This window comes from Streptomyces sp. NPDC086549 (assembly GCF_044746205.1).
Classification (GTDB): Bacteria; Actinomycetota; Actinomycetes; order Streptomycetales; family Streptomycetaceae; genus Streptomyces.
In genome coordinates, this window is record NZ_JBIVBS010000023.1 from 45466 (window position 1) to 66275 (window position 20810).

Genomic DNA, 20810 nt, shown 5'->3' on the forward strand with positions numbered 1-20810 from the left:
GGGCAGGCCGCGGTCTTCGCCGACGCCTGGGGCGGGAGGCCGACTCCGCAGAGCCCGCCGCAGCCTCAGCCGAGCGCGCGCAGTCCCGGTACGAGCGCCACCAGCACCGGGATCACCGGCACCAGAGCCGCAGCCGCCGTCAGCCGCAGACGGCGCATCGCGGAGAGCCTGTCCGGGGGAGTCAGCAGCCGGTGCACACGCTGCGGGACATGGGCCTGCGGCGTGGGGGAGGGGCCGAACACACCCCGGTCCTCGTTGAGTTCCACCAGCGCCAGCGCGGTCGTCAGCCGGCCGAAGCGGCGGGAGGCCATGTCGTCGGCGGCCAGTTCGACCAGGCGGTGCATCTCGTCGCGGAACGCGGCGAACACCGGCACCTGCGGGAATCCGCCCGCCAGCGCGGCCGAGCAGTGCAGCAGCCAGTCGTGCCGGGCCTGCGCGTGGCCCTGCTCGTGGGCCAGCACGGCGTCCAGCTGCCGCCCCTTCAGACGGCGCAACGCGGCCGTGGTGACGACGAGTTGCGGTGCCGCACCGGGCAGCCACCAGGCATCCGGGCGCTCCCCCTCCAGCAGGACGAGCCGCCCGCTGACGGGCTCCTCGCCAGGCAACAGCGGTGCGCGCACGAGAAGTTCGGCCCGCTGACGGCGTCGCCGCGCGCCGGCCCGTACGACCTCACGGACCAGCATCGCCCCGCTCCACAGCCCGCCGCACGCGAGCGCCACCGCGGTCGCCGCCGCCCAGGGGCCGGTCCCGCCGAGTGCGTACGCGTCCACGACCGAGCGCGGCGCGGGGCCGAACACATGCCCGCGCACCGCCTGCCAGGCCGCCGCCGCGCTGAGCGTCATCGACAGTGCGCAGCACAGCAATACGGCCGCCACCACGCACTGCCACACCCACAGCGCCACCACCGGTTCACGGTCCGGCCAGTCGGCCCGGGCGAGCAGCCGGGGAGCGGCGACGGCGGTCAGGGCGCCGAGCAGCAGCAGTGCCGCGGGGACCATCATGGGCAGCACCCTATGAGCGGGGGGCCGCCCGCGGGTACGGTCCGCCGCGCCGAAGTGACGCAGGCAACGCTTTCGTACAACGCGTGCACGCGGGCGTGGTGATGTGGGTCAGAGCGTCAGCAGCATCGCCACCATGCCGATCCCCATCGACAGCCGGCACGCCCGCGCCAGCTCCAGCCGATCCCCCCAGCCGACGACGGTCCCGGTGCTCGCCGCCCCGGCGTCGGGGACCAGGCGGATGCCGGAGAGCAGGACGTAGCCGGTGAAGTAGATGAGCAACAGGCCTGTCACCAGGGGGACTCCGGGGACGCCGTGCACGTGGTGACGGTGTCCGGGGGAGGCGGTCATCGCGAGCGCCATGTAGACCATCGCCGCCGTGCCCACCAGGTGGTGCAGATGGTGCGGGGCGCTGCGCGCGGCCCACAGGGCGCGCAGCGTTGCCGCGCCGAACAACGTCGCGTAGAGCGGCCACGTCCACGACGGTGGGGTGAACACCGCCGCCGGCACGGCCATGGCGGCCATTCCGAAGCCCATCAGCGCCTCGCCGCCCGCGGCGCGCCGTTGCTCCTCGACACTGCTGCGCATCCGCAGCAGGCAGTAGGCGCCGGTCGCCGCACACAACGCGACCAGCAGCCAGCCGAGCGAAGCCGGTCCGTGCACGCGCACCTCCCCGCTCCGTGCTCGGCACACAGCACGCAGCACTCAGCAAACGATCCGTCGATGGATGCGATGCCCGGGACATGCGGCGCGCACGCGAGCGCAAGGATGTAAACGGGGAGCATCCGGCGGAGCACAGCAGGTGACGAGGGGGGCGGCGCGGCAAGCTCCAAATATTTTACAGATAAAACACATGCTAAATTGATGATATGAGCAGTGCGACGCCCCCTCTTCGCCTCCCCCTCGCCGGGGTACTGCGCCTCGGCCGGCCCTCCGACATCTGGTTCAAACCGGCGCTCAGCGTGGTCGCCGCGGTCGCCCCGCCCAACCTGACTCTGCTGGCGCTCGGCAGACTCGATCTCGCCATGTACACGATGGCCGGATCCCTCTGCGCGCTCTACGGTCACAACCGCCCGTATGCGGCCCGGGCCCGCGCTCTGGCCTGGGTGGTGCTCGGCATGGCCGGCGGCCTCGCCGCTGCCCTGATCGCCGCGTCGCTCACCGTCGACGCCGTCGCGCTGGTCACCGTCGGCGCGCTCATGGCCGCCGTCCAGAAGGCGCTGTGCGACGCCACCCGCGTCGGCCCGCCCGGGAACGTGGTCCTGACCTTCATCAGCTCCGCCTCGCTGTTCGCCCCGCAGACCCTCGGCCAGGTACCCGGCCACGTGGGGCTGGCGCTGGCCGCGGGCGGCTGGGCCTGGCTGGTGGGCATGGCGCCGGGACTGGTCCGCCCGCACGGACCCGAGCGCCGCGCCACCGCCCACGCCCTGGACGCCGCCGCCGCGTACGCCGCCGCGTACGCCGCCACGGACGGCACCGCCGACGGCCACGACCGGGCCCGTGCCGCGACAGCCGCGGCCGTACAGGCGGCCTGGCGGTCGCTGCCTGCCGACGACGCTCGCGCGGACCGGACCCGGCGCGCCCTCGAACGGCTCGTCGTCCGCGCCGAGGCCGCCCTCGCCGCACCCGCGGACACGGACCCCGAGCGGCTGCGCTCCTGGGCGCGCGACCTGCGCGGCGCCGGACGTGTCCCGCGGGCGGACCACCCGGCGGACACCGCCGGCGAACTCCCCGGCGTCGACACCGAACTCGCCACTGGGCACCTCCCGTTGTGGCACAGGCTGGAACCGCTCACCCCGATCGCCGCCCGTACGGCCCTCGGCTGCGCCCTCGCCGGATACGCCTCCCTCGCCCTCGGCGTCGGCCGCCCCTACTGGGCCCTGGTCACCGCGGCCTCCCTCTACCAGGCCAACGTCACCCTCACCTGGAGCCGGGGCGTCCAGCGCGTCGTCGGCAACCTCGTCGGCGTCCTCGTCTTCGCCGTGACGGTCCCGCTCGCCCACCTCCATCCGGCCGCCCTCGTGCTGTGCTGCCTCGCCCTCAACTTCGGCGCCGAGGCGCTGATGGGCCGCAACTACTGGCTCGGCAGCGTCTTCGTCACCCCGATGGCCCTGCTCGTCACCGAGTTCGCCCGGACGCAGGACTCCGGCGAGCTGATCACCGAGCGCGTCGCCGACACCCTCGTCGGTGCGCTGGTCGGGTTCGTCGCGGCCGTAGCCGTCACCGACCGTCGGGCCGGCGGCCGCGTCGAGCACGCGCTGACCGCCGTCGAGCGGGCCCGGGAGCGCACCGCGCGCCTCCTCGCGGAGCCGCATCCGGCGCCCCGGGACCTGGAGGCGGCCCGCCGCGGACTCGCCGCCGCGCTGGCGGACCTGCGCGCCACGGCCGACACCGTGTCCGGCGAGTGGCGGCAACGCGCCCTGCCCGAGGAGCGGGTCGTGCTCGCCGAGTGGTCCGGACACCGTACGCTCGCCGCGACGGTACGACGCCAGGGGCTGCACTCCCGGCCCGGCACGCGGACCGCGAAGACGACGACAACGGAGGACGTACGGCCATGACGGCGACGAACGGACGACCGGCGGCCGACAACGGCGAGGGCAGGGGCGACACCGTCGCCGCGGTCGTCCGGCAGTGGCAGACCGTCCACCCCGAGCTGGACACCGGGCCCATGGAGGTCATCGGCCGCATCAACCGCTGCGCCGCCCTCCTGCAGCAGGCCGAGGACGCCCCGCTGCGCCGCGCAGGCCTCAGCCGCCCCGAGTTCGACCTGCTCGGCGCGCTGCGCCGCACCGGCCATGAACTGACCCCCAGTGAGCTGGCCCGGGAGACCTTCTCCTCGGGTGCCGCCGTCACCAAGCGCCTCAAGCACCTGACCGAGCGCGGCCTCGTCGAGCGCCGCGGCGACGCCCGCGACCGCCGGGTCGCCCACGTCCGGCTCACCGACGCCGGCCGTGACCTCGTCGACGGCATCCTCCCCGAGCAACTCGGCTACGAGACCGCCGTACTGTCGGTCCTCGCCCCCGAGGGCCAGGGCGAACTGGCGGGCCTGCTGGCCGAGTTGCTGAGCCGCCTGGAGGGACGCATCGGCGCGCTGCGCGCCTGAGACGCGCGGAGACCGCCCCGGGTGCGGGACCGTTGACGCGGACGCGAGGTGATCCCTACGGTCGGTTCGATTCACCGCCTGGTGTACGAAATCACGAACAGGGGATCGATGTCGTGACCGACGCAGCTTCCTCCGTCCAGACGCTCACCGTCGACCTGGCCACCCCGACGGGCGCCTTCCACGGCGGCGCGAGCGGCACACTGTACGGGCTGTACGGCGCCGGTGTGCCGAGCCGGAACGTCGTCGAGGGCATGTACGTCCGCACGGTCTCCACCAAGGCCCAGGACGGCATCCAGCACCCCGGGGCCGACGCCCTGGAGATCCTGCCGTCCTTCGTGGCGGCGGGCGGCCGGGACGTCTACGTCTACATGACCGACACCTACCGCGGCTTCCCCTACGAGTGGCCCGGTGCCACCGGCGAGGAACGGCTCGCCGACTTCCGGGCCAGGGTCCGCCGGCAGGTCGAACAGGTGCTGTCGCTGGGCGCCCTCAGGTCCCACGTGGTGTACGTGCCGTTCAACGAGCCCGAGGGCAACATGTTCGGCACGGGGGAGTGGAGCTACGACACCGTCTCCTGGCGCGACGACCCGGCGCGCTTCTTCGCCGCCTGGAAGGGCGTCCACGGACTCATCAGGGAGCTCGACCCGGACGCCCGCATCGCGGGCCCCAACACCAGCATCCTGTACGAGGAGGTGCGGGGATTCCTGGAGTTCGCCCGGGACAACGGTGTGCTGCCGGACGTGATCACCTGGCATGAGCTGTCCTCGCCGGACGAGATCCGTACCGACGTCGCCAAGTACCGCCGCATGGAGAAGGAACTGGGGATCGGCCCGCTGCCCGTCAACATCAACGAGTACGCGCACAACTACCACCTCTCCGTCCCGGGCCGGATGGTCCAGTGGATCGCCGCCATCGAGGAGTCCAAGGTCGACGCCGACATGGCGTACTGGAACATCGACGGAAACCTCAACGACTCGGCGGTCGAGGCCAACAAGGGCAACGGGCAGTGGTGGCTGTTCAACGCCTACGGACAGCTGACCGGCGACACCGTCCGGGTCACCGCGCCGCGGCCCGGCATGCGGTACACCCTCCAGGGCGTCGCCGCCCTGGACCGGGACAAGCGGCAGGCGCGGGTGCTGTTCGGCGGCGGGAGCGGAGCCGCCGGCCTCGTCTTCGAGGGCGTCGACCCCGGCCTCTTCGGCGCGACCGCCCACATACGGCTCCAGGAGATCCCCTGGACGGGACAGGTCGGCGCCTCGGCCCAGCCGCTGCGCCTCCTCGACCGCGAACTCCCCGTCGTGGACGGGAAAGTGACACTGCGTCTGACGGACCTGGCGGAGATGTCCGCGTACCAGGTGATCCTTTCGCCCGGTGGCAAGGGAGCCGTCCCGGCCCAGCCCTCGGCCGGCTGGCGGCGGACGTACGAGGCCGAGGACGCGGCGCACACGGGCAGCGGGCACCGCAGGAACGGTCCCGAGGGATCCCCGGACGACGTCGGGAAGTTCGCCACCTCCGGCGGCTACCACGTGGGCGGCCTGCGCACCGGCTCCGACCTCGCCCTCGCCTTCGACGTGGAGGTCCCCGCCGACGGGACGTACGACGTCGCCGTCTACGCCAACTCCCACAACCTGGCCGAGGGGGTGGGCGAGCAGGGCCCCACCAACGTCTTCCTGCGCGCCGACGGTGAGCAGCCGCGCGAACTGCGGCTCCCCCTCGGCTACAAGTGGGCCGTGTGGGGCCGTGCCGAGACCCGCGTCGAGCTGACCGCGGGCCGGCACACCCTCACCCTGTCCGCCCGCGACCCCGAACTCGGCGCCACCAAGGGCGACGCGGTCGTCGACCGGCTCGACCTCGCCCTGCGCGACGAGCTCGTGACCGCGCCCGGCCTGTACGACGCCGAGTACGCGCACCTCGGCGGCGGGGCGCGGGTGAGCCACGACCATCGCGGGGAGTCGGGCCCCGGCGCCGCCGTACTGCCGCGCGGCGGCACCGCCACCTTCTGGGTGTACGCCCCCGACGACGGCGAGGCGACCGTCACCGTCGGCCTCCTCGGCCCGGGCGAGGGGCGGCTGACGGTCAACGGCGAGGAGACCGGACGCGTGCGGCGCGGCGCCGTGCCGCTCTTCCTGGCCGGTGGCGTCAACAAGGTCACGATCACCGGGGCGGCGGAGCGCCTCGTCGTGGACCGGCTGCTCGTCGGGCCGTCACGCGGGCTGCTGCGCGCCACGGAGTACGCGGCCGAGGAGGGCGTCCTGACCGGCAGGGCCAAGGTAACCGGCGCCCACACCTTCGCCACCGGCGGCAAGGCCGTGGACGGCATCGGCGGCGGACCGGCGAACGCGCTCACCCTGACCGTCACCGCCGAGCACGCCGGACGGCACGCGCTGACCATCCGCTACTCCAACGGCGAACAGGCACCCGCCACCCACTACAACCCCGACCCGGTCTGCCGCCACGCGGACCTCTGCGTGAACGGTGCCGCCCCGCACCGCGTCCTGTTCCCCACCACCTTCCACTTCAACGACTTCCGCACGCTCGCCGTCCCCGTCACCCTGCGGCAGGGCGCCAACACCCTCACCTTCACCGCCGACGAGCTGCCCGACTTCGACGGCACGGGCCGCAACCCCGGTGCCCGGCGCTCGGCGTACGCCCCGGTCATCGACCGGGTGACGGTGACACCGCTGGCCTGACGGTCAGCCCTCCCCGCCCTCCATGTACACCCCGAAGGCAGCTCCTTGCGGATCCCGCAGCACCGCGATGCGCCGGACGTCTCCCATCGACATCGGTTCCATCAGGACCGAACCGCCGGCCGCGACCGCCACCTGTGCCGTGGCGTCCACGTCCGCCACCGCGAAGTACGGCATCCAGTGCGGGGGCACCTCGGGCGGGAAGCGGTCGCCCATGTCCGCCATCCCGCCGAAGTCCTCGCCGCCGATGCCCCACTGCGTGTACCACTGCGAGGCGTTGACGGTCCATCCGAAGACCGTGGTGTAGAAGTCCCGTGCCCGGTCGGTCTCACGGGTCGCCAGCTCCACCCAGCCCAGCGAGCCGGGGGCGTTGAACAGTCCGGCACCGGGGAACGTCCGCGCCTGCCACAGATGGAAGGCCGCGCCCGTCGGGTCGAGGGCCACGGCGAAGCGGCCGACGTCGAACACGTCCAGCGGACCGAGGATCACGGTTCCACCCGCCTCCTCGACCGTCCGGGCCGTCGCGTCCGCGTCCGCCACCGCGAACGACACGTTCCACGCGACCGGTTGAAACTGGTACAGCGGGGTGAGCGCGGCGACCGCCGCGTCCCCCAGGTGCGCGACCGTGTAATTCCCGGCCTCCTCGCGCGGATCCGTCTCCGGACGCCAGCCGAACAGCTCCGTGTAGAACCGCTTGGCGCCCTCCAGGTCAGTCGTCCCCAGCTCCGTCCAGCAGGGTCCGCCGGTCACCGGCTTCTCGAACTTCATGGCGCTCCTCCCGGCCTGGCGCGGGAATCGGTCCCTCTCAGCACGCTAGCCCCGCCCACGGACGGCGGCCATCGGGAAACCCTCTCGCCGACGGCGCAGCGGCGGTCGTACGCTGGCCCCGTACCGCATCGCATGGCGGCCTCCCCCGACGGTTCCCGACCGGAGGTCACGCATGACCGAGGTACGCCCCTTCCGCCGTGACGACCGCGACCAGCTCACGGACCTGGTGAACGCCCATGTGGCCGCCGTCGTCCCTGGTGTCTCCGTCTCCGTGAACACGGTGCTCAGCAGCCTGGAGCGGCAGCCGGACGAGTTCGTCACCGACCCGTGGGTGAGCGAGCGGATCACCCTGGTCGCCGAGCAGCGCCGCCACGTCGTCGCCGCCGCACACCTGCTGCGCTACCGCCCCGACGCCGAGGTCGGCCCGCACTACCGGGACGCGGGCGAGATCGGCTGGTTCCTGTGGCACCCGCCGGCCTCCTTCCGCCCGGACACCGAGGAGGCCGCCGGCCTGCTCATGAGCGCCTGCCTGGCCCGGCTCGCCCGCTGGAACGTCCGCGTCCGCCACGCATCCGGCGATCTGCCCGCCCCCGCCGTCTACGGCCTGCCCCGGAACTGGCCGCACGTCCGGACCGTCTACGAGCGCGGCGGATTCCGGCACACCGGGACGACGGAGGTGATCCTGATCGCGTGGGTGTCCGATCTGCCCCGTCCGCAACCGCGCCCCGGCGTCACGGTCGAGCGCACACCGGGGGCGTGCGGCACCCGTTTCACCGCGCACGAGGCGGGTACCCCCGTCGGCTACATCGAGGTGGACACCACCCTGGCCCGCCCCGAACGCCACGTCCGCGCGGCCGGCCTGGCCGACATCGGCAACCTCCACATCGCCCCCGGCCGCCACGGGGAGGACTGGCCGCACCGCCTCCTGGCCCACGCCGCCGACTGGCTCAGGCTGTGCGGCGTGGACCGCCTCCTCGCGTACGGAGGTGCCGACGACCAGGCCGGGACCGACCACCTGCTCACGGCGGGATTCCACGAGCTGACCCGAACGGACCGGGGCTGGGAACACGCCCCGCACCGACGGACCTCAGCGCCGGACCGGCCGGGCCCGGCCGGCTAGATCCCCGGCCGGTACCGCAGCGGATGATCCGTCGGAACCTCCACCAGCACGATCGGTGTGCCGTCCGGATCCGCGATCCACATCTCGACCAGACCCCAGGGCTCCTTCACCGGCGGGCGGACGATCCCGACCCCCTTGGCCAGCAGTTCCTCGTGCGCCGCGGTCACGTCCGGGACCTGTAGCCACAGCCGCACGGCCGGGGACGGCGGGGTGTCCGACCGTCCGGAGACCTCCAGGAAGCCGCCGCCGAGGAAGTAGACGGTGCCGCGCTCCGGGCCGATGCCGAACTCGCGGTACACGGCGAGGCCCAACTGCCCGCCGTAGAAGGCCCGGGAGCGCTCGGGGTCGGTCGGGCACAGGAGGGTACGACTGCTGAGTACGTGCACCATGCACCCGGATCCTAGTGGCAGCGCTACCCTCGTCACTGCCGTGCCGCGCCACAGATTCGGAGACCCGCCCCATGGACACCGCCGCCACCGCCCCGACCTTCCGTGACGCCACCGACGCAGACGTGGATGCGCTGGTCGCGCTGATCGAGTCGGCGTACCGGGGCGACGCCAGCCGGGTCGGGTGGACCACCGAGGCGGACATCCTCGAAGGGCAGCGGACCGACCCCGAGGCCGTGCTCCAGGTCATCAAGTCGACCGACAGCAGGCTGCTGACGGTCGAGCGGGACGGCCGGATCGTCGCCTGCTGCCAGCTCCAGCACCGCGGCCACCACGCCTACTTCGGCATGTTCGCGGTCAGCCCCGCACTCCAGGGCGGGGGCCTCGGCAAGGTGGTCATCGCGGAGGCGGAGCGCCTGGCCCGCGAGGCCTGGGGAGTCACCGAGATGCACATGACGGTGATCTCCGTGCGGAACGACCTCATCGCCTGGTACGAGCGCCGCGGCTACCGCCGTACGGGACGGATGACGCCGTTCCCGTACGGCGACGAGCGCTGCGGCATTCCGCAGCGCGACGACCTGCAGTTCGAGCTGCTGCTCAAGGAGCTCGCGTGACCGTTACGCCGTGAAACGGCCGGTGCGCTTGATCTCCGGGTAGTCGGTGGTCGCGCCGTCCAGCTGGAGGGCCCGTACGAGCCGCAGGTGGTCCTGCGTGTTCACCACCCAGCCGATGATTCCGAGGTCCGCCTTGCGGGCGTGCTCCACGACCTCCAGGGTGAGCCGCCGGATGTTCAGGCACACGCTCGCGGCGCCGGCCTCCGTGGCGCGCTCCACGACGTCGGTGCCGTAGCGGCTGGCGATGAGCGCGGTGCGCACGCCCGGCACCAGGCGGGCGATCTCGGCGATCGCCTCGTCGTGGAACGAGGACACCTCCACCCGGGAGACCAGGTCCCGCCTGTGCATCACCTCGGCCAGCGCCCGGGCCGCCGCCACGTCCTTGATCTCGGCCTGCAGCGGCGCCTTCACGGCGTCCAGGACCTCCTCGAAGACGGGGACGCGCTCACCGCGGCCCGCGTCCAGGGCGCGCAGCTCGGCAAGGGTCTTCTCGGAGATCGGGCCGGTCCCGTCGGTCGTGCGGTCCACCTCCGCGTCGTGCATGACGACCAGGGCGCCGTCCTTGCTCAGGTGCAGATCGAGTTCGATGACGTCGAGGCCGGCCTGCTGGGCGGCGACGAAGGAACGAAGGGTGTTCTCGGGCTCGATGCCCATGACACCGCGGTGACCGATGGTAAGGAAGTTCAAGGTTCAACTCGCTTCCGTCGACGGCGGCTCGGCTCGCGCGCGGACGGGGCGGACTTCGCGGACGTCGCTGTCCACGCGGCAGAGTCGCAGCCTAATGGCCTGGTCCGCCGATGAACCCGCGCGTACACGCGGGGATTGGGGTGACGGGTGGGGGCACCGGCCTCGCGCCTGGCCCGTGCCCGCGCCGGCGCTCACCCTCGCGTGGGCGAGTCTCCCGGGCATTGACTGGCTGGATCCGAGCGGTGACCGCAGGTGTCCGCCGAGACTCGACCGTCGGTCGCGGCGGAGTCGAAGTGAGCGCCGTCACGGTGTCAGGCAGGAAAAAGAGCGGTGACCATGCGAGTCAACAGAATATTTTCCCGAGGCTCCTCTTGCTGAGAGAAACCACGTACGCATACGGTGTGCTGTCGCTAGGTTCACGCGTGGAGGATGGGTCATGACGGAAATTCTTGTGCAGGTGGGTTCGGAGGGGCAGGTTCCTCCCGCGACCAGGGTCGTTGAGCACCCGGCGTGGCCCGTGCTCAAGGATGTCGTGGAACAGATCCGGCCATGGCAGTCCAAGGACGGATCGATCGACTTCGACGCCGAGGGCGCCCCGGAGCAGGCCGACGTCGAGGTGGCGGTGCGCCGTGCGATATCCGCCGTCGAGGAGCTGTCCCCGCTGCTCCCGCACGACGCCGACTACCACGAGGCCCTGATGAAGGACCTCCGCCGCTGGGCCGACGGCGGCTTCCAGGTGCCCGACTTCCTGGACTCGCTGCTGGCCTTCCAGCCCGCCGCGGACCGCGCGGACGGCCTCCAGCACCTGGTGGTCTTCCCGATGTACACGCAGAACGGCAACCCGGACCGCAACCTGGAGGCGGTCGTGCTGCGCATGGTCTGGCCTCAGTGGCTGGCCGAGCTGGAGCGCACCCGGTACGACAACCCGCTGTTCTGCGGCATCAAGTTCGAGGACTTCACGGCGGGCTACGACACCAACTCCGCCGTCCTCTTCCCCGAGACCATCGCCGTGCGCGAGGCGCCGGAACGTTTCACCTGGGGCGGCATCTTCTGCGACCGCGAGGCCGCCCGCTTCCGCCGTGTGACCGACGCCGCCGTCGACATCCTGGGCCTGGAGCTGCCCGAGGACATCGCCGCGATGGTCCACGACCAGAAGCGCTGCGAAGAGGCATTCGTGCTCTGGGACATGGTCCACGACCGGACGCACAGCCGCGGCGACCTGCCGTTCGACCCGTTCATGATCAAGCAGCGCCAGCCGTTCTGGATGTACGGCCTGGAGGAGCTGCGCTGCGACCTCACCGCCTTCAAGGAGGCCGTGAAGCTGGAGGCCGACGGCGTCCCGCAGGCCCGTGACGTGCAGTACGCGGTGCTCTTCGACCGCATGTTCCGCTTCCCGCTCACCGGCGACCGCGTGCGCAACTACGACGGCGTCGGCGGCCAGCTCCTCTTCGCCTACCTGCACAAGCACGACGTCATCCGCTGGACCGACAACAAGCTCACCGTCGACTGGGAGCGCGCCCCGCAGGTCACCAACCAGCTCTGCGCCGAGATCGAGAAGCTCTACCGGGACGGCATCGACCGCCCGAAGCTGGTGCACTGGTTCGCCGGGTACGAGCTGGTCTCGGCCTACCTCGCCCCGCACCCGGGCTCGAAGTGGGCCAAGGGCCCGGACGCCCTGGACCTGACCCTGCCGCCGCGCAAGCTCGTGGATGACGTGCTTCCGGACGAGTTTCCGCTGAGCATGTTCTTTGAGGCATTGTCGAAGAAGCTGAAGAACGTGATCGCCTCCACGAAGGGCATCACGGCGGACAGCGCCGAGCAGGTCGCCGCGTGAGCGACCGCACCGAGAACGTCGCTCAGCAGGAGGCCAAGATGGGGAACGGGAACGGGGCACTGAGCGGACTGGTGATCGCGGTGGCCGGCGCGGGTGGACCCGCCGGCCGGGCGGCGCTGCTCCGGCTGGCCGAGGCGGGCGCCACCGTCGTCGGGGCGGACAACGACCCCGAGCGGCTCTCCGAGGCCGTGGACGCGGCCCGCTACGCGTCGGGTGGCGCCACCGTCACCGGGGACACGGTGGACCTGCTCGACCTGGAGTCCACCCGCGACTGGGCCGCCCACATCGAGAAGGACTTCGGCCGTGTCGACGGCCTCGTCCACCTCGTCGGCGGCTGGCGCGGCAGCGAGACCTTCACCAAGACCAGCCTCGACGACTGGGACTTCCTGGAGCTGCTGCTCGTCAAGACCGTGCAGCACACCTCCCTCGCCTTCCACGAGGCGCTCCAGCGCAGCGACCGCGGCCGGTACGTCCTGATCAGCGCGGCCGGCGCGAGCAGGCCGACCGCGGGCAACGCCGCGTACTCCGCCGCCAAGGCCGCCGCCGAGGCGTGGACGCTGGCCATGGCCGACTACTTCCGCAAGGCGGGGCTCTCCGAGGGCGCCGAGGGTCCCACGTCCGCGGCTGCGATCCTTGTGGTGAAGGCGTTGGTGCACGACGCGATGCGCGCCGAGCGCCCCAACGCGAAGTTCGCGGGCTTCACGGACGTCAAGGACCTGGCCGAGGCCATCACCGGAGTCTGGGAGAAGTCCGCCGCCGAAGTGAACGGAAACCGTCTGTGGCTGACCGAGAAGCCGTGAACCCTCCCAAGACCGACGCGCGTCGCCACCACGACCCGGAGGTCCGCGGTTTCGCCAGTGACAACTACGCCGGGGCGCACCCCGAGGTGCTCGCCGCCCTGGCGCTGGCCAACGGCGGCCACCAGGTCGCCTACGGCGAGGACGACTACACGGAGAACCTCCAGCGGATCATCCGCAGTCATTTCGGTTCCACGGCGGAGGCCTTCCCGGTCTTCAACGGCACCGGCGCCAACGTCGTCGCGCTCCAGGCGGTCACCGACCGCTGGGGTGCGGTGATCTGCGCCGAGAGCGCACACATCAACGTCGACGAGGGCGGCGCCCCCGAGCGCATGGGCGGCCTCAAGCTGCTCACCGTGCCCACGCCCGACGGCAAGCTCACCCCCGAGCTGATCGACCGGCAGGCGTACGGCTGGGAGGACGAGCACCGGGCGATGCCGCAGGTCGTCTCGATCACCCAGAGCACGGAGCTCGGCACCCTCTACACGCCGGACGAGATCCACGCGATCTGCGAGCACGCCCACGCGCACGGCATGAAGGTGCACCTGGACGGTTCCCGGATAGCCAACGCGGCCGCCTCCCTGGACGTCCCCATGAGGACGTTCACCAACGCGGTCGGCGTCGACATCCTGTCCCTGGGCGGGACGAAGAACGGTGCCGTGTTCGGCGAGGCGGTCGTGGTCATCAACCAGGACGCCGTCCGCCGGATGAAGCACGTGCGCAAGATGTCCATGCAGCTCGCCTCCAAGATGCGCTTCGTGTCGGTGCAGCTGGAGGCCCTGCTCGCCAAGGACCTGTGGCTGCGCAACGCCCGCCACTCCAACGGGATGGCCCGGCGCCTCGCGGAGGGTGTGCGCGCGGTGCACGGGGTGGAGATCCTCTACCCGGTGCAGGCCAACGGCGTCTTCGCCCGGCTCCCGCACGACGTGAGCGAGCGGCTGCAGAAGCGGTTCCGGTTCTATTTCTGGGACGAGGCCGCGGGTGTCGTGCGCTGGATGTGCTCCTACGACACGACCGAGGAGGACGTGGACGCGTTCGTGGCGGCGGTCAAGGAGGAGATGGCGCGCTAGCCACCGATCCCACACGAGGTTATGCATAGGTATGCGGTCGCCTGAAAAGTCATTGACTATCGGGTGATCGCATTCCTATGCTCTGCGGGCATGGAGCTGATCCAGAACACCCCCGACCTGTCCGCTTATCTGGCCGCCGACGAGATCATCGACCATGAGCATCCGGTGGTCCGCGAGACGGCTGTCCGGCTGGCCGCGGGCGTCCCGGACTCGTATGCCTATGCGCGAGCCGCTTTCGAGTTCGTACGTGACGCCATCCCGCACTCTCAGGACTCCGGCGACTCGCGCGTGACCTGGCGCGCCTCCGACGTCCTGGAGCTCGGCACCGGCATCTGCTACGCCAAGGCGCACGCGCTGGCCGCGTTGCTGCGCGCCGAGGACATCCCCGCCGCGCTCTGCTACCAGCGGCTCGCGCACGACGACGGCACCGGCCATGCCGTGCACGGACTGGTCGCCGTCCGGTTCAACGGGGCCTGGCACCGGCAGGATCCGCGCGGCAACAAGCCGGGCGTCGACGCGCAGTTCTCCCTCGACGGCGAGCGGCTGGCCTGGGTGCCGGATCCGGAGTCCAATGAGGTGGACTATCCGGTCCTGTATGCTGAACCTCATCCGGTCGTGCTCGGTGCCCTGAAGGCGGCGTCCGACCGGCCGCAGCTCTGGAAGACGCTTCCCACCGCACTCTGAGGCCAGGCAGATGACTCTCACGCTCACCGTGTCCGACGAGGTGCGCGCCCTGGCGCCCGGCTTCACCCACGTGGCGATCGAGGCGCACGGCCTGGTCAACGGGCCCAGTACCGAGGCGAGTTCCGCCCTCCTCGACGACGCGGCCCGCCGTCTCACCGCTCGCCTCGACGGCCGCGCCGTGCACGAGGACCCGCACATGGCGGCCTGGCGCGAGGTCTACACGGCGTTCGGCTCCAAGCCCTCCCGCACCCGCAACTCGGCCGAGGCGCTGGCCAAGCGGGCGCTGTCGGACGCCGGTCTGCCCCGCATCAACCTGCTGGTGGACCTCTACAACGCGATCAGCGTGGCCCATCTGGTCCCGGTCGGCGGCGAGGACGTCGACCACATCCAGGGCGGGATGCGCCTCGTGCGCGCCTCGGGCGACGAGGACTTCGTGACCGTCGCGGGCGGCGAGGAGGTCGTCGAGCACCCCGACGCGGGCGAGGTGGTGTGGCGCGACGACGCCGGCGTGACCTGCCGCCGCTGGAACTGGCGCCAGGGCCCGCGCACCCGGCTCACGGAGCGGACGGCCTCCGGGATCTTCCTGCTGGAGACCCTGCCGCCCATGCCGGCCGCCGAGGCCGGGACGGCCGCCGCCGAACTGGCCGAACTGCTGGAGAAGTTCAGCCCCGGCGCACGGATCACGGTGCACGCCGCCGCCTGACCGGTGCTCCGTCGCGGTCGCGCAGAACAGGCCGCGGGGCGCGCGAGCGCGAAGTCGGCGGCCTCGCCGTCGCGGCGGGCGGTCGTCCTCGGGAGCGGCGCACGCCGTCGTCGAGGGCGCAACGCCGGGCCGGAGCCGCTTCGTTCATCCGGGCCACGAGCCGCCACTCGGCGACCCGCGGCTCCCGGCGCGATCGGGAACCCTGTCAGCCGGACCGGGACGTCGGGGCCCGAGGGCGTCAGCGCGCCTCGGCCGCCTTCAGCTCCTCCTGCGTGGGGGCCGTACCGCCGAGGTGGGCGGGCAGCCACCAGGAGTCGTCCGCGCCCTTGGGGCGGGCGGGGTAGGCGCGCTGGGCGGCGTCCAGGAGCTCCTGGACGCGCTCGCGCAGCCGCCGGGTGATGGCGCCCGCGTACTGGTCACGGGAGGCTTCGAGCGCCTCGCCGACGCGGATGGTGACCGGGGTGTGGCTGCGCTTGAAGTTGCGCGGATGCCCCTTGGTCCACAGCCGCTGCGTGCCCCACACCGCCATCGGGACGAGCGGGACGCCCGCCTCCTGCGCGAGGCGCGCGGCGCCCGACTTGAAGCTCTTGAGGGTGAAGGACTGCGAGATCGTGGCCTCCGGGAAGACGCCGATGACCTCACCGGACTTCAGGGAGTCCAGCGCGTGCGCGTATGCCGCCTCGCCCTGGTTGCGGTCCACCGGGATGTGCTTCATCCCGCGCATCAGCGGTCCGGAGATCTTGTGGCGGAAGACCGACTCCTTCGCCATGAAGCGCACCAGACGCTTCTGCGGGAGCGCCGCCAGGCCGTTGAAGATGAAGTCCAGGTAGCTGATGTGATTGCTCACCAGCACCGCGCCACCCGAGCGCGGGATGTTCTCCGAGCCCTTGCAGTCGATCTTGAGGTCCCAGGCCTTGAACATCGTCAGGGCGAGACCGACGACGGGACGGTAGACCAGCTCTGCCATGGGTGGGGTGGACCCTTTCTGCTCTGCCTGGAAAAGGGATCCCGGCGGGAAAGTTACGCAGCCGTAGGTTTACGGCGTCTCGCAGATCGTGCCCGAAGAACGGGCGGGGAGCCAGTCCTGGTGCCGCGGTTCGGCGAGATCCTCGTCACGTCGGCCTATGATCCACCTCGGTCTTTTGAATCACCATTACTCCGCGCGTACCGTGACCCGCCGGACGAGAGGGCGCATCTCGCACCGGGAATCTCTCCGGCGGCGGGAATCCCCGCGGTCTCGTGAACGCTTGTGCAGGTGCTGCACAAGCGGAGGAACAGGAGAGTGCCGGTGCGCGGGCGCGACGACGGGAAGCGGCTCGGGGCGGCCGAGTTGGGCGGCGAACTCGGCGAGCGGGCCACGCTCGTGCAGTTCTCCAGCGCCTTCTGCGCGCCCTGCCGGGCGACCAGGCGCATCCTCGGCGAGGTGGCCGCGATGGTCCCCGGCGTCACCCATGTGGAGATCGACGCCGAGGCCCGTCTGGACCTCGTGCGCGAACTCGGGATCCTCAAGACCCCCACCGTTCTGGTCCTCGACGGGGACGGACGAGTGGTGCGCCGCGCCGCCGGGCAGCCGCGCAAGGCCGATGTGATCGCGGCGCTGGGAGAGGCGGTTTGACGGCTGTGTCAAAGGCGGTGAGGCATCTCCCATATGTCGGAACGTACTTGACTGTGCACGCCACCTATCGTCAGCCTGACCCCATGCGTACGGAACTCCTTCTCTTCGGGCGGGTCCACGTGGACCTGAAGCGCACCGCGAGCGCGCGCTGTCCGGGCTGTTGAGCAGCAACGGACCCCGACGCCACCTCCCGAAGAAGGACAACTCCATGACGGCCGCGCCCGACCTCCGTACTTCCCGGCTCGCCTCTCCCGACCTGCTGCGCTCCGCCTTCCGGCAACATGCCGCGGGTGTCGCGGTGATCACAGCCCGCAGCGACTCCGGACCGGTCGGCTTCACCGCCACCTCCCTCACCTCCGTATCTGCCGAACCCCCGCTCCTCTCCTTCGGCGTCGGCACCGGCGCCTCCAGCTGGCCCGCGATATCGACGGCCGATCACGTCGGCGTCCACATCCTCGGCGAGCACCAGAGCGATCTGGCCGCCACCTTCGCGCGCAGCGGCGCCGACCGCTTCGGCGCTCCCACTGCCTGGCGTGAGGGGCCCGAAGGCGTCCCCGTCCTCGACGACGTCCTCGTCTGGCTGATGTGCCGGATCGTGGGCCGCGTCCCCGCCGGCGATCACCGCATCGTGGTCGCCGAGGTCGTCCTGGGCGACCCCGCGGGCACCGGCCGGCCGCTGCTGTACCACCAGGGGCGGTTCAACGGACTGCGCGATTGATCACTGCCCGCCGAACTGCGAAGCGGTCGAGTTCCGGTTACGCTGCGTTGCGAAGGTCACAGTCCAAAGCGCTTGCTTAGCGGCGGCGAAGTGGGTGTACTGGCGAGTAATATTTCGTTCGGAGCGCGCGGCCGCCCCGACCGGGATCAGCCGCTTGAGGCGCCTATGCTGCCTGCAAGAGGCAGCCCAGAAGAGACGATGCAGTAGGAGAGCCGGCGTGAGCTTGAGGATCGTTGTCACTGTGAAGTACGTGCCCGACGCCACTGGCGACCGGCACTTCGCCGATGACCTGACCGTCGACCGCGACGACGTGGACGGCCTGCTCTCCGAACTCGACGAGTACGCGGTCGAGCAGGCGCTGCAGATCGCCGAGGACGCGGACGACGCCGAGGTCACCGTGCTGACGGTCGGCCCGGAGGACGCCAAGGACGCGCTGCGCAAGGCCCTCTCGATGGGTGCCGACAAGGCCATCCACGTCGAGGACGACGACCTGCACGGCACGGACGTCATCGGCACCTCCCTGGTGCTGGCCAAGGCCATCGAGAAGGCCGGCTACGACCTGGTGATCTCCGGCATGGCCTCCACCGACGGCACCGCCGGTGTGGTCCCCGCCCTGGTCGCCGAGCGTCTGGGCGTCCCGCAGGTCACCCTGCTCTCCGAGGTCTCCGTCGAGGACGGCACGGTCAAGGGCCGCCGCGACGGCGACGCCGCCTCCGAGCAGCTCGAGGCGCAGCTCCCGGCCGTCGTGTCCGTCACCGACCAGTCGGGCGAGGCGCGTTACCCGTCCTTCAAGGGCATCATGGCGGCCAAGAAGAAGCCAGTTCAGTCCTGGGACCTGTCCGACCTGGACATCGACGCCGAAGAGGTCGGCCTCGACGGCTCCTGGACCAAGGTCGACGCCGCGGCCGAGCGCCCGGCCCGTACGGCCGGCACGATCGTCAAGGACGAGGGCGAGGGCGGCAAGCAGCTCGCTGAGTTCCTCGCGAGCCAGAAGTTCATCTAAGGGCTCGCACCCGCTGACCGCCCCTCAACTTTCGTACGCAGGAGAGCATTCCCATGGCTGAAGTCCTCGTCTACGTCGACCACGTGGACGGTGCCGTCCGCAAGCCCACCCTGGAGCTGCTGACCCTCGCCCGCCGCATCGGCGAGCCGGTCGCCGTCGCCCTCGGCAACGGCGCCGCCGACACCGCCGCCGCGCTCGCCGAGCACGGCGCGGTGAAGGTTCTCACCCACGAGGCGTCCGAGTACGCCGACTACCTGGTCGTCCCGAAGGTGGACGCCCTCCAGGCCGCCTACGAGGCCGTCTCCCCGGCCGCGGTGCTGGTCCCGTCCTCCGCGGAGGGCAAGGAGGTCGCCGCCCGTCTGGCGCTGCGCATCGGCTCCGGCATCATCACCGACGCCATCGACCTGGAGGCCGGCGACGAGGGCCCGGTGGCCACCCAGTCGGTGTTCGCCGCGTCCTTCACCACCAAGTCCCGTGTCATCAAGGGCACCCCGGTCATCACGGTCAAGCCGAACTCGGCCGCCGTCGAGGCCGCCCCGGCCGCCGGTGCGGTCGAGGCCCTGTCCGTCTCCTTCTCGGACAAGGCGACCGGCACCAAGGTCACCGCCCGCACCCCGCGTGAGTCGACGGGCCGCCCGGAGCTGACCGAGGCCGCGATCGTGGTCTCCGGTGGCCGCGGTGTCAACGGCGCCGAGAACTTCTCGATCATCGAGGCCCTCGCCGACTCCCTCGGCGCGGCTGTCGGCGCCTCGCGTGCCGCGGTGGACGCGGGCTGGTACCCGCACACCAACCAGGTCGGCCAGACCGGTAAGTCGGTCTCGCCGCAGCTGTACATCGCCAACGGCATCTCCGGCGCGATCCAGCACCGTGCCGGTATGCAGACCTCGAAGACGATCGTGGCGGTCAACAAGGACTCCGAGGCCCCGATCTTCGACCTGGTCGACTACGGCGTGGTCGGCGACCTGTTCGACGTCGTCCCGCAGCTGACCGAGGAGATCAAGGCCCGCAAGGGCTGATCGCCGCCAGGCTGTACGAGGCCCCCGTGACCGCACCGGTCACGGGGGCCTCGGTTCATCCCAGAGCGAGTGACGCCCGCACGGGCAGGTGGTCGCTGGGGAACTGGCCGTTCACGGAGAAGGTGTCGACCGACGCCCGGTACGTCCTCACCCCCGGCGAGGTCAGGATCCAGTCGATGCGGTCGCCGTTCGGTATGAGCCCCTTGTAGCCGTGGAAGGTCGCGTACAGGGGGCTGCGCCATGCCGCAGTCTCCCAGGTGTCGACGAGCCCCGAACCCACCATCGTGTCGTACACCTGGTTCTTGTGCGCGGCGACGTTGAAGTCGCCGGTCACCACGACCGGCAGCGCGCGGTCGAGCCGCGCGATCCGCTGGGTCATCAGCGAGGCGCTGCGCTCGCGCGCGTACTGGCTCGCATGGTCGAAGTGAGTGTTGAGGACGTAGAACTCCCGTCCGCCGTCGGCGAGATCGCGGAAGCGGACCCAGGTGACGATACGCGGAAAGGCGGCGCCCCAGGTGTTCGAGCGGATCACTTCCGGGGTGTCGGAGAGCCAGAAGGTGTAGTGCTCGACGGGGGCCAGGCGCCGGGTGTCGTAGTAGATCGCCGTGGACTCGTCGCGGCTGCCCCCCTCACGACCGGTGCCGATCCACTCGTAGTCCGGACCGAGATCGGAGTCGATGTCCCGCAGCTGCTGATAGAGGCCCTCCTGGGTACCGATGACCTGGGGGTGCGCGCGGCGCAGCAGCTCGCGCATCACCGGTCGGCGGTCGCTCCAGCTGTTGGGTTCGGCGGTACTCGCGAAACGCAGGTTGAAGGTCATGACCTCCAGACGGGGCACCCGGCGCGCCCGCGCCGAGGCGGACGAGGTGGAGGCGGACGAGGTGGAGATCGCGGCACTGGAGAGGGGCAGGGTGACCGCCGCCGCCAGCACGGCTTGCAGGCCCAGACGGCGGGTGACTCGACGGTGGTTCGGCACGGAGGCTCCTTCGGTGGCAACGGCCGGACGA

21 protein-coding genes are annotated in these 20810 nt (G+C 71.4%); 14 read left to right on the forward strand and 7 right to left on the reverse strand.

Going from position 1 to position 20810, the window contains the following annotated elements; all coding sequences use genetic code 11:
- Positions 1-65: 65 nt before the first annotated feature.
- Together ACIPSA_RS44085 and ACIPSA_RS44090 are read right to left on the reverse strand one after the other, a co-directional pair.
- On the reverse strand, positions 66-1001 hold the full coding sequence (locus ACIPSA_RS44085) for a M56 family metallopeptidase (protein ID WP_402645993.1): 936 nt from the start codon (positions 999-1001) through the stop codon (positions 66-68).
- A gap of 108 nt (positions 1002-1109) precedes the next feature.
- Entirely contained in the window at positions 1110-1661 is a 552-nt protein-coding gene (locus ACIPSA_RS44090; protein ID WP_402645996.1) for a DUF5134 domain-containing protein, read from the reverse strand.
- Between the two features lie 206 nt (positions 1662-1867).
- Between ACIPSA_RS44090 and ACIPSA_RS44095 the strand changes: the two genes are divergently transcribed.
- The 3 genes from ACIPSA_RS44095 (at position 1868) to ACIPSA_RS44105 (ending at position 6791) form a co-directional block, all read left to right on the forward strand.
- On the forward strand, positions 1868-3556 hold the full coding sequence (locus tag ACIPSA_RS44095; protein ID WP_402645999.1) for an FUSC family protein: 1689 nt from the start codon (positions 1868-1870) through the stop codon (positions 3554-3556).
- Complete coding sequence (locus ACIPSA_RS44100; protein ID WP_402646001.1) at positions 3553-4101, forward strand: MarR family winged helix-turn-helix transcriptional regulator; 549 nt, start codon at positions 3553-3555, stop codon at positions 4099-4101. The genes ACIPSA_RS44095 and ACIPSA_RS44100 overlap by 4 nt, the downstream gene beginning before the upstream one ends.
- 113 nt (positions 4102-4214) lie before the next feature.
- Complete coding sequence (locus ACIPSA_RS44105) at positions 4215-6791, forward strand: cellulosome protein (protein WP_402646004.1); 2577 nt, start codon at positions 4215-4217, stop codon at positions 6789-6791.
- Between the two features lie 3 nt (positions 6792-6794).
- Here ACIPSA_RS44105 and ACIPSA_RS44110 read toward each other — a convergent pair whose 3' ends face one another.
- Entirely contained in the window at positions 6795-7556 is a 762-nt protein-coding gene (locus ACIPSA_RS44110) for a VOC family protein (RefSeq protein ID WP_402646006.1), read from the reverse strand.
- Positions 7557-7728: 172 nt separating this feature from the next.
- Between ACIPSA_RS44110 and ACIPSA_RS44115 the strand changes: the two genes are divergently transcribed.
- Positions 7729-8676: an N-acetyltransferase gene (locus tag ACIPSA_RS44115; RefSeq protein ID WP_402646009.1), complete on the forward strand. Its 948-nt coding sequence runs from the start codon at positions 7729-7731 to the stop codon at positions 8674-8676.
- On the opposite strand, the gene ACIPSA_RS44120 is transcribed toward ACIPSA_RS44115, so the two are convergent.
- Positions 8673-9065, reverse strand: coding sequence for a VOC family protein (locus ACIPSA_RS44120; RefSeq protein ID WP_402646011.1), 393 nt, complete (start codon positions 9063-9065; stop codon positions 8673-8675). The two genes, ACIPSA_RS44115 and ACIPSA_RS44120, sit on opposite strands and share 4 nt — an antisense overlap.
- A 71-nt stretch (positions 9066-9136) precedes the next feature.
- Between ACIPSA_RS44120 and ACIPSA_RS44125 the strand changes: the two genes are divergently transcribed.
- Positions 9137-9676 (forward strand): GNAT family N-acetyltransferase, encoded by a 540-nt coding sequence (locus tag ACIPSA_RS44125; protein ID WP_402646014.1) that lies wholly within the window; start codon positions 9137-9139, stop codon positions 9674-9676.
- 3 nt (positions 9677-9679) lie between these two features.
- On the opposite strand, the gene ACIPSA_RS44130 is transcribed toward ACIPSA_RS44125, so the two are convergent.
- The gene (locus ACIPSA_RS44130; RefSeq protein WP_402646016.1) at positions 9680-10363 is read right to left on the reverse strand and encodes a glycerophosphodiester phosphodiesterase; all 684 of its coding nucleotides are present in this window, start codon (positions 10361-10363) and stop codon (positions 9680-9682) included.
- 436 nt (positions 10364-10799) lie between these two features.
- Here ACIPSA_RS44130 and ACIPSA_RS44135 point away from each other — a divergent pair, with 436 nt between their 5' ends.
- From ACIPSA_RS44135 to ACIPSA_RS44155, 5 genes are all read left to right on the forward strand, one after another.
- Positions 10800-12197, forward strand: a complete 1398-nt coding sequence (locus ACIPSA_RS44135; RefSeq protein WP_402646018.1) for a DUF6421 family protein — start codon at positions 10800-10802, stop codon at positions 12195-12197.
- Positions 12198-12235: 38 nt separating this feature from the next.
- Positions 12236-12997 (forward strand): SDR family NAD(P)-dependent oxidoreductase, encoded by a 762-nt coding sequence (locus ACIPSA_RS44140; RefSeq protein WP_402646192.1) that lies wholly within the window; start codon positions 12236-12238, stop codon positions 12995-12997.
- Positions 12994-14064, forward strand: a complete 1071-nt coding sequence (locus ACIPSA_RS44145) for a threonine aldolase family protein (RefSeq protein ID WP_402646021.1) — start codon at positions 12994-12996, stop codon at positions 14062-14064. The genes ACIPSA_RS44140 and ACIPSA_RS44145 overlap by 4 nt, the downstream gene beginning before the upstream one ends.
- 90 nt (positions 14065-14154) lie before the next feature.
- Positions 14155-14748 carry a transglutaminase domain-containing protein gene (locus tag ACIPSA_RS44150; protein ID WP_402646024.1) on the forward strand — a complete coding sequence of 198 codons (594 nt, stop codon included), beginning with the start codon at positions 14155-14157 and terminating at the stop codon, positions 14746-14748.
- A gap of 10 nt (positions 14749-14758) precedes the next feature.
- Positions 14759-15451: a B3/4 domain-containing protein gene (locus ACIPSA_RS44155; protein WP_402646026.1), complete on the forward strand. Its 693-nt coding sequence runs from the start codon at positions 14759-14761 to the stop codon at positions 15449-15451.
- 238 nt (positions 15452-15689) lie between these two features.
- On the opposite strand, the gene ACIPSA_RS44160 is transcribed toward ACIPSA_RS44155, so the two are convergent.
- Positions 15690-16418, reverse strand: a complete 729-nt coding sequence (locus tag ACIPSA_RS44160; protein WP_402646029.1) for a lysophospholipid acyltransferase family protein — start codon at positions 16416-16418, stop codon at positions 15690-15692.
- Between the two features lie 282 nt (positions 16419-16700).
- Between ACIPSA_RS44160 and ACIPSA_RS44165 the strand changes: the two genes are divergently transcribed.
- From ACIPSA_RS44165 to ACIPSA_RS44180, 4 genes are all read left to right on the forward strand, one after another.
- Positions 16701-17066 carry a TlpA family protein disulfide reductase gene (locus ACIPSA_RS44165; RefSeq protein WP_402646032.1) on the forward strand — a complete coding sequence of 122 codons (366 nt, stop codon included), beginning with the start codon at positions 16701-16703 and terminating at the stop codon, positions 17064-17066.
- Positions 17067-17274: 208 nt separating this feature from the next.
- Positions 17275-17784, forward strand: a complete 510-nt coding sequence (locus ACIPSA_RS44170) for a flavin reductase family protein (protein ID WP_402646033.1) — start codon at positions 17275-17277, stop codon at positions 17782-17784.
- Between the two features lie 217 nt (positions 17785-18001).
- Positions 18002-18787 carry an electron transfer flavoprotein subunit beta/FixA family protein gene (locus ACIPSA_RS44175; RefSeq protein ID WP_402646035.1) on the forward strand — a complete coding sequence of 262 codons (786 nt, stop codon included), beginning with the start codon at positions 18002-18004 and terminating at the stop codon, positions 18785-18787.
- A gap of 53 nt (positions 18788-18840) precedes the next feature.
- Complete coding sequence (locus ACIPSA_RS44180) at positions 18841-19803, forward strand: electron transfer flavoprotein subunit alpha/FixB family protein (RefSeq protein ID WP_402646038.1); 963 nt, start codon at positions 18841-18843, stop codon at positions 19801-19803.
- A 55-nt stretch (positions 19804-19858) separates the two neighbouring features.
- On the opposite strand, the gene ACIPSA_RS44185 is transcribed toward ACIPSA_RS44180, so the two are convergent.
- Positions 19859-20779 carry an endonuclease/exonuclease/phosphatase family protein gene (locus ACIPSA_RS44185; RefSeq protein ID WP_402646040.1) on the reverse strand — a complete coding sequence of 307 codons (921 nt, stop codon included), beginning with the start codon at positions 20777-20779 and terminating at the stop codon, positions 19859-19861.
- Positions 20780-20810 lie beyond the last annotated feature (31 nt).

Excerpts from the sequence above, each read along its gene's own strand:
- ACIPSA_RS44160 (WP_402646029.1), bottom strand. The coding sequence starts at position 16,418 with ATGGCAGAGCTGGTCTACCGTCCCGTCGTCGGTCTCGCCCTGACGATG.
- ACIPSA_RS44095 (WP_402645999.1), top strand. The coding sequence starts at position 1,868 with ATGAGCAGTGCGACGCCCCCTCTTCGCCTCCCCCTCGCCGGGGTACTG.
- ACIPSA_RS44150 (WP_402646024.1), top strand. The coding sequence starts at position 14,155 with ATGGAGCTGATCCAGAACACCCCCGACCTGTCCGCTTATCTGGCCGCC.
- ACIPSA_RS44115 (WP_402646009.1), top strand. The coding sequence starts at position 7,729 with ATGACCGAGGTACGCCCCTTCCGCCGTGACGACCGCGACCAGCTCACG.
- ACIPSA_RS44140 (WP_402646192.1), top strand. The coding sequence starts at position 12,236 with ATGGGGAACGGGAACGGGGCACTGAGCGGACTGGTGATCGCGGTGGCC.
- ACIPSA_RS44110 (WP_402646006.1), bottom strand. The coding sequence starts at position 7,556 with ATGAAGTTCGAGAAGCCGGTGACCGGCGGACCCTGCTGGACGGAGCTG.
- ACIPSA_RS44135 (WP_402646018.1), top strand. The coding sequence starts at position 10,800 with ATGACGGAAATTCTTGTGCAGGTGGGTTCGGAGGGGCAGGTTCCTCCC.
- ACIPSA_RS44125 (WP_402646014.1), top strand. The coding sequence starts at position 9,137 with ATGGACACCGCCGCCACCGCCCCGACCTTCCGTGACGCCACCGACGCA.
- ACIPSA_RS44085 (WP_402645993.1), bottom strand. The coding sequence starts at position 1,001 with ATGATGGTCCCCGCGGCACTGCTGCTGCTCGGCGCCCTGACCGCCGTC.
- ACIPSA_RS44100 (WP_402646001.1), top strand. The coding sequence starts at position 3,553 with ATGACGGCGACGAACGGACGACCGGCGGCCGACAACGGCGAGGGCAGG.
- ACIPSA_RS44180 (WP_402646038.1), top strand. The coding sequence starts at position 18,841 with ATGGCTGAAGTCCTCGTCTACGTCGACCACGTGGACGGTGCCGTCCGC.
- ACIPSA_RS44155 (WP_402646026.1), top strand. The coding sequence starts at position 14,759 with ATGACTCTCACGCTCACCGTGTCCGACGAGGTGCGCGCCCTGGCGCCC.
- ACIPSA_RS44120 (WP_402646011.1), bottom strand. The coding sequence starts at position 9,065 with ATGGTGCACGTACTCAGCAGTCGTACCCTCCTGTGCCCGACCGACCCC.
- ACIPSA_RS44170 (WP_402646033.1), top strand. The coding sequence starts at position 17,275 with ATGACGGCCGCGCCCGACCTCCGTACTTCCCGGCTCGCCTCTCCCGAC.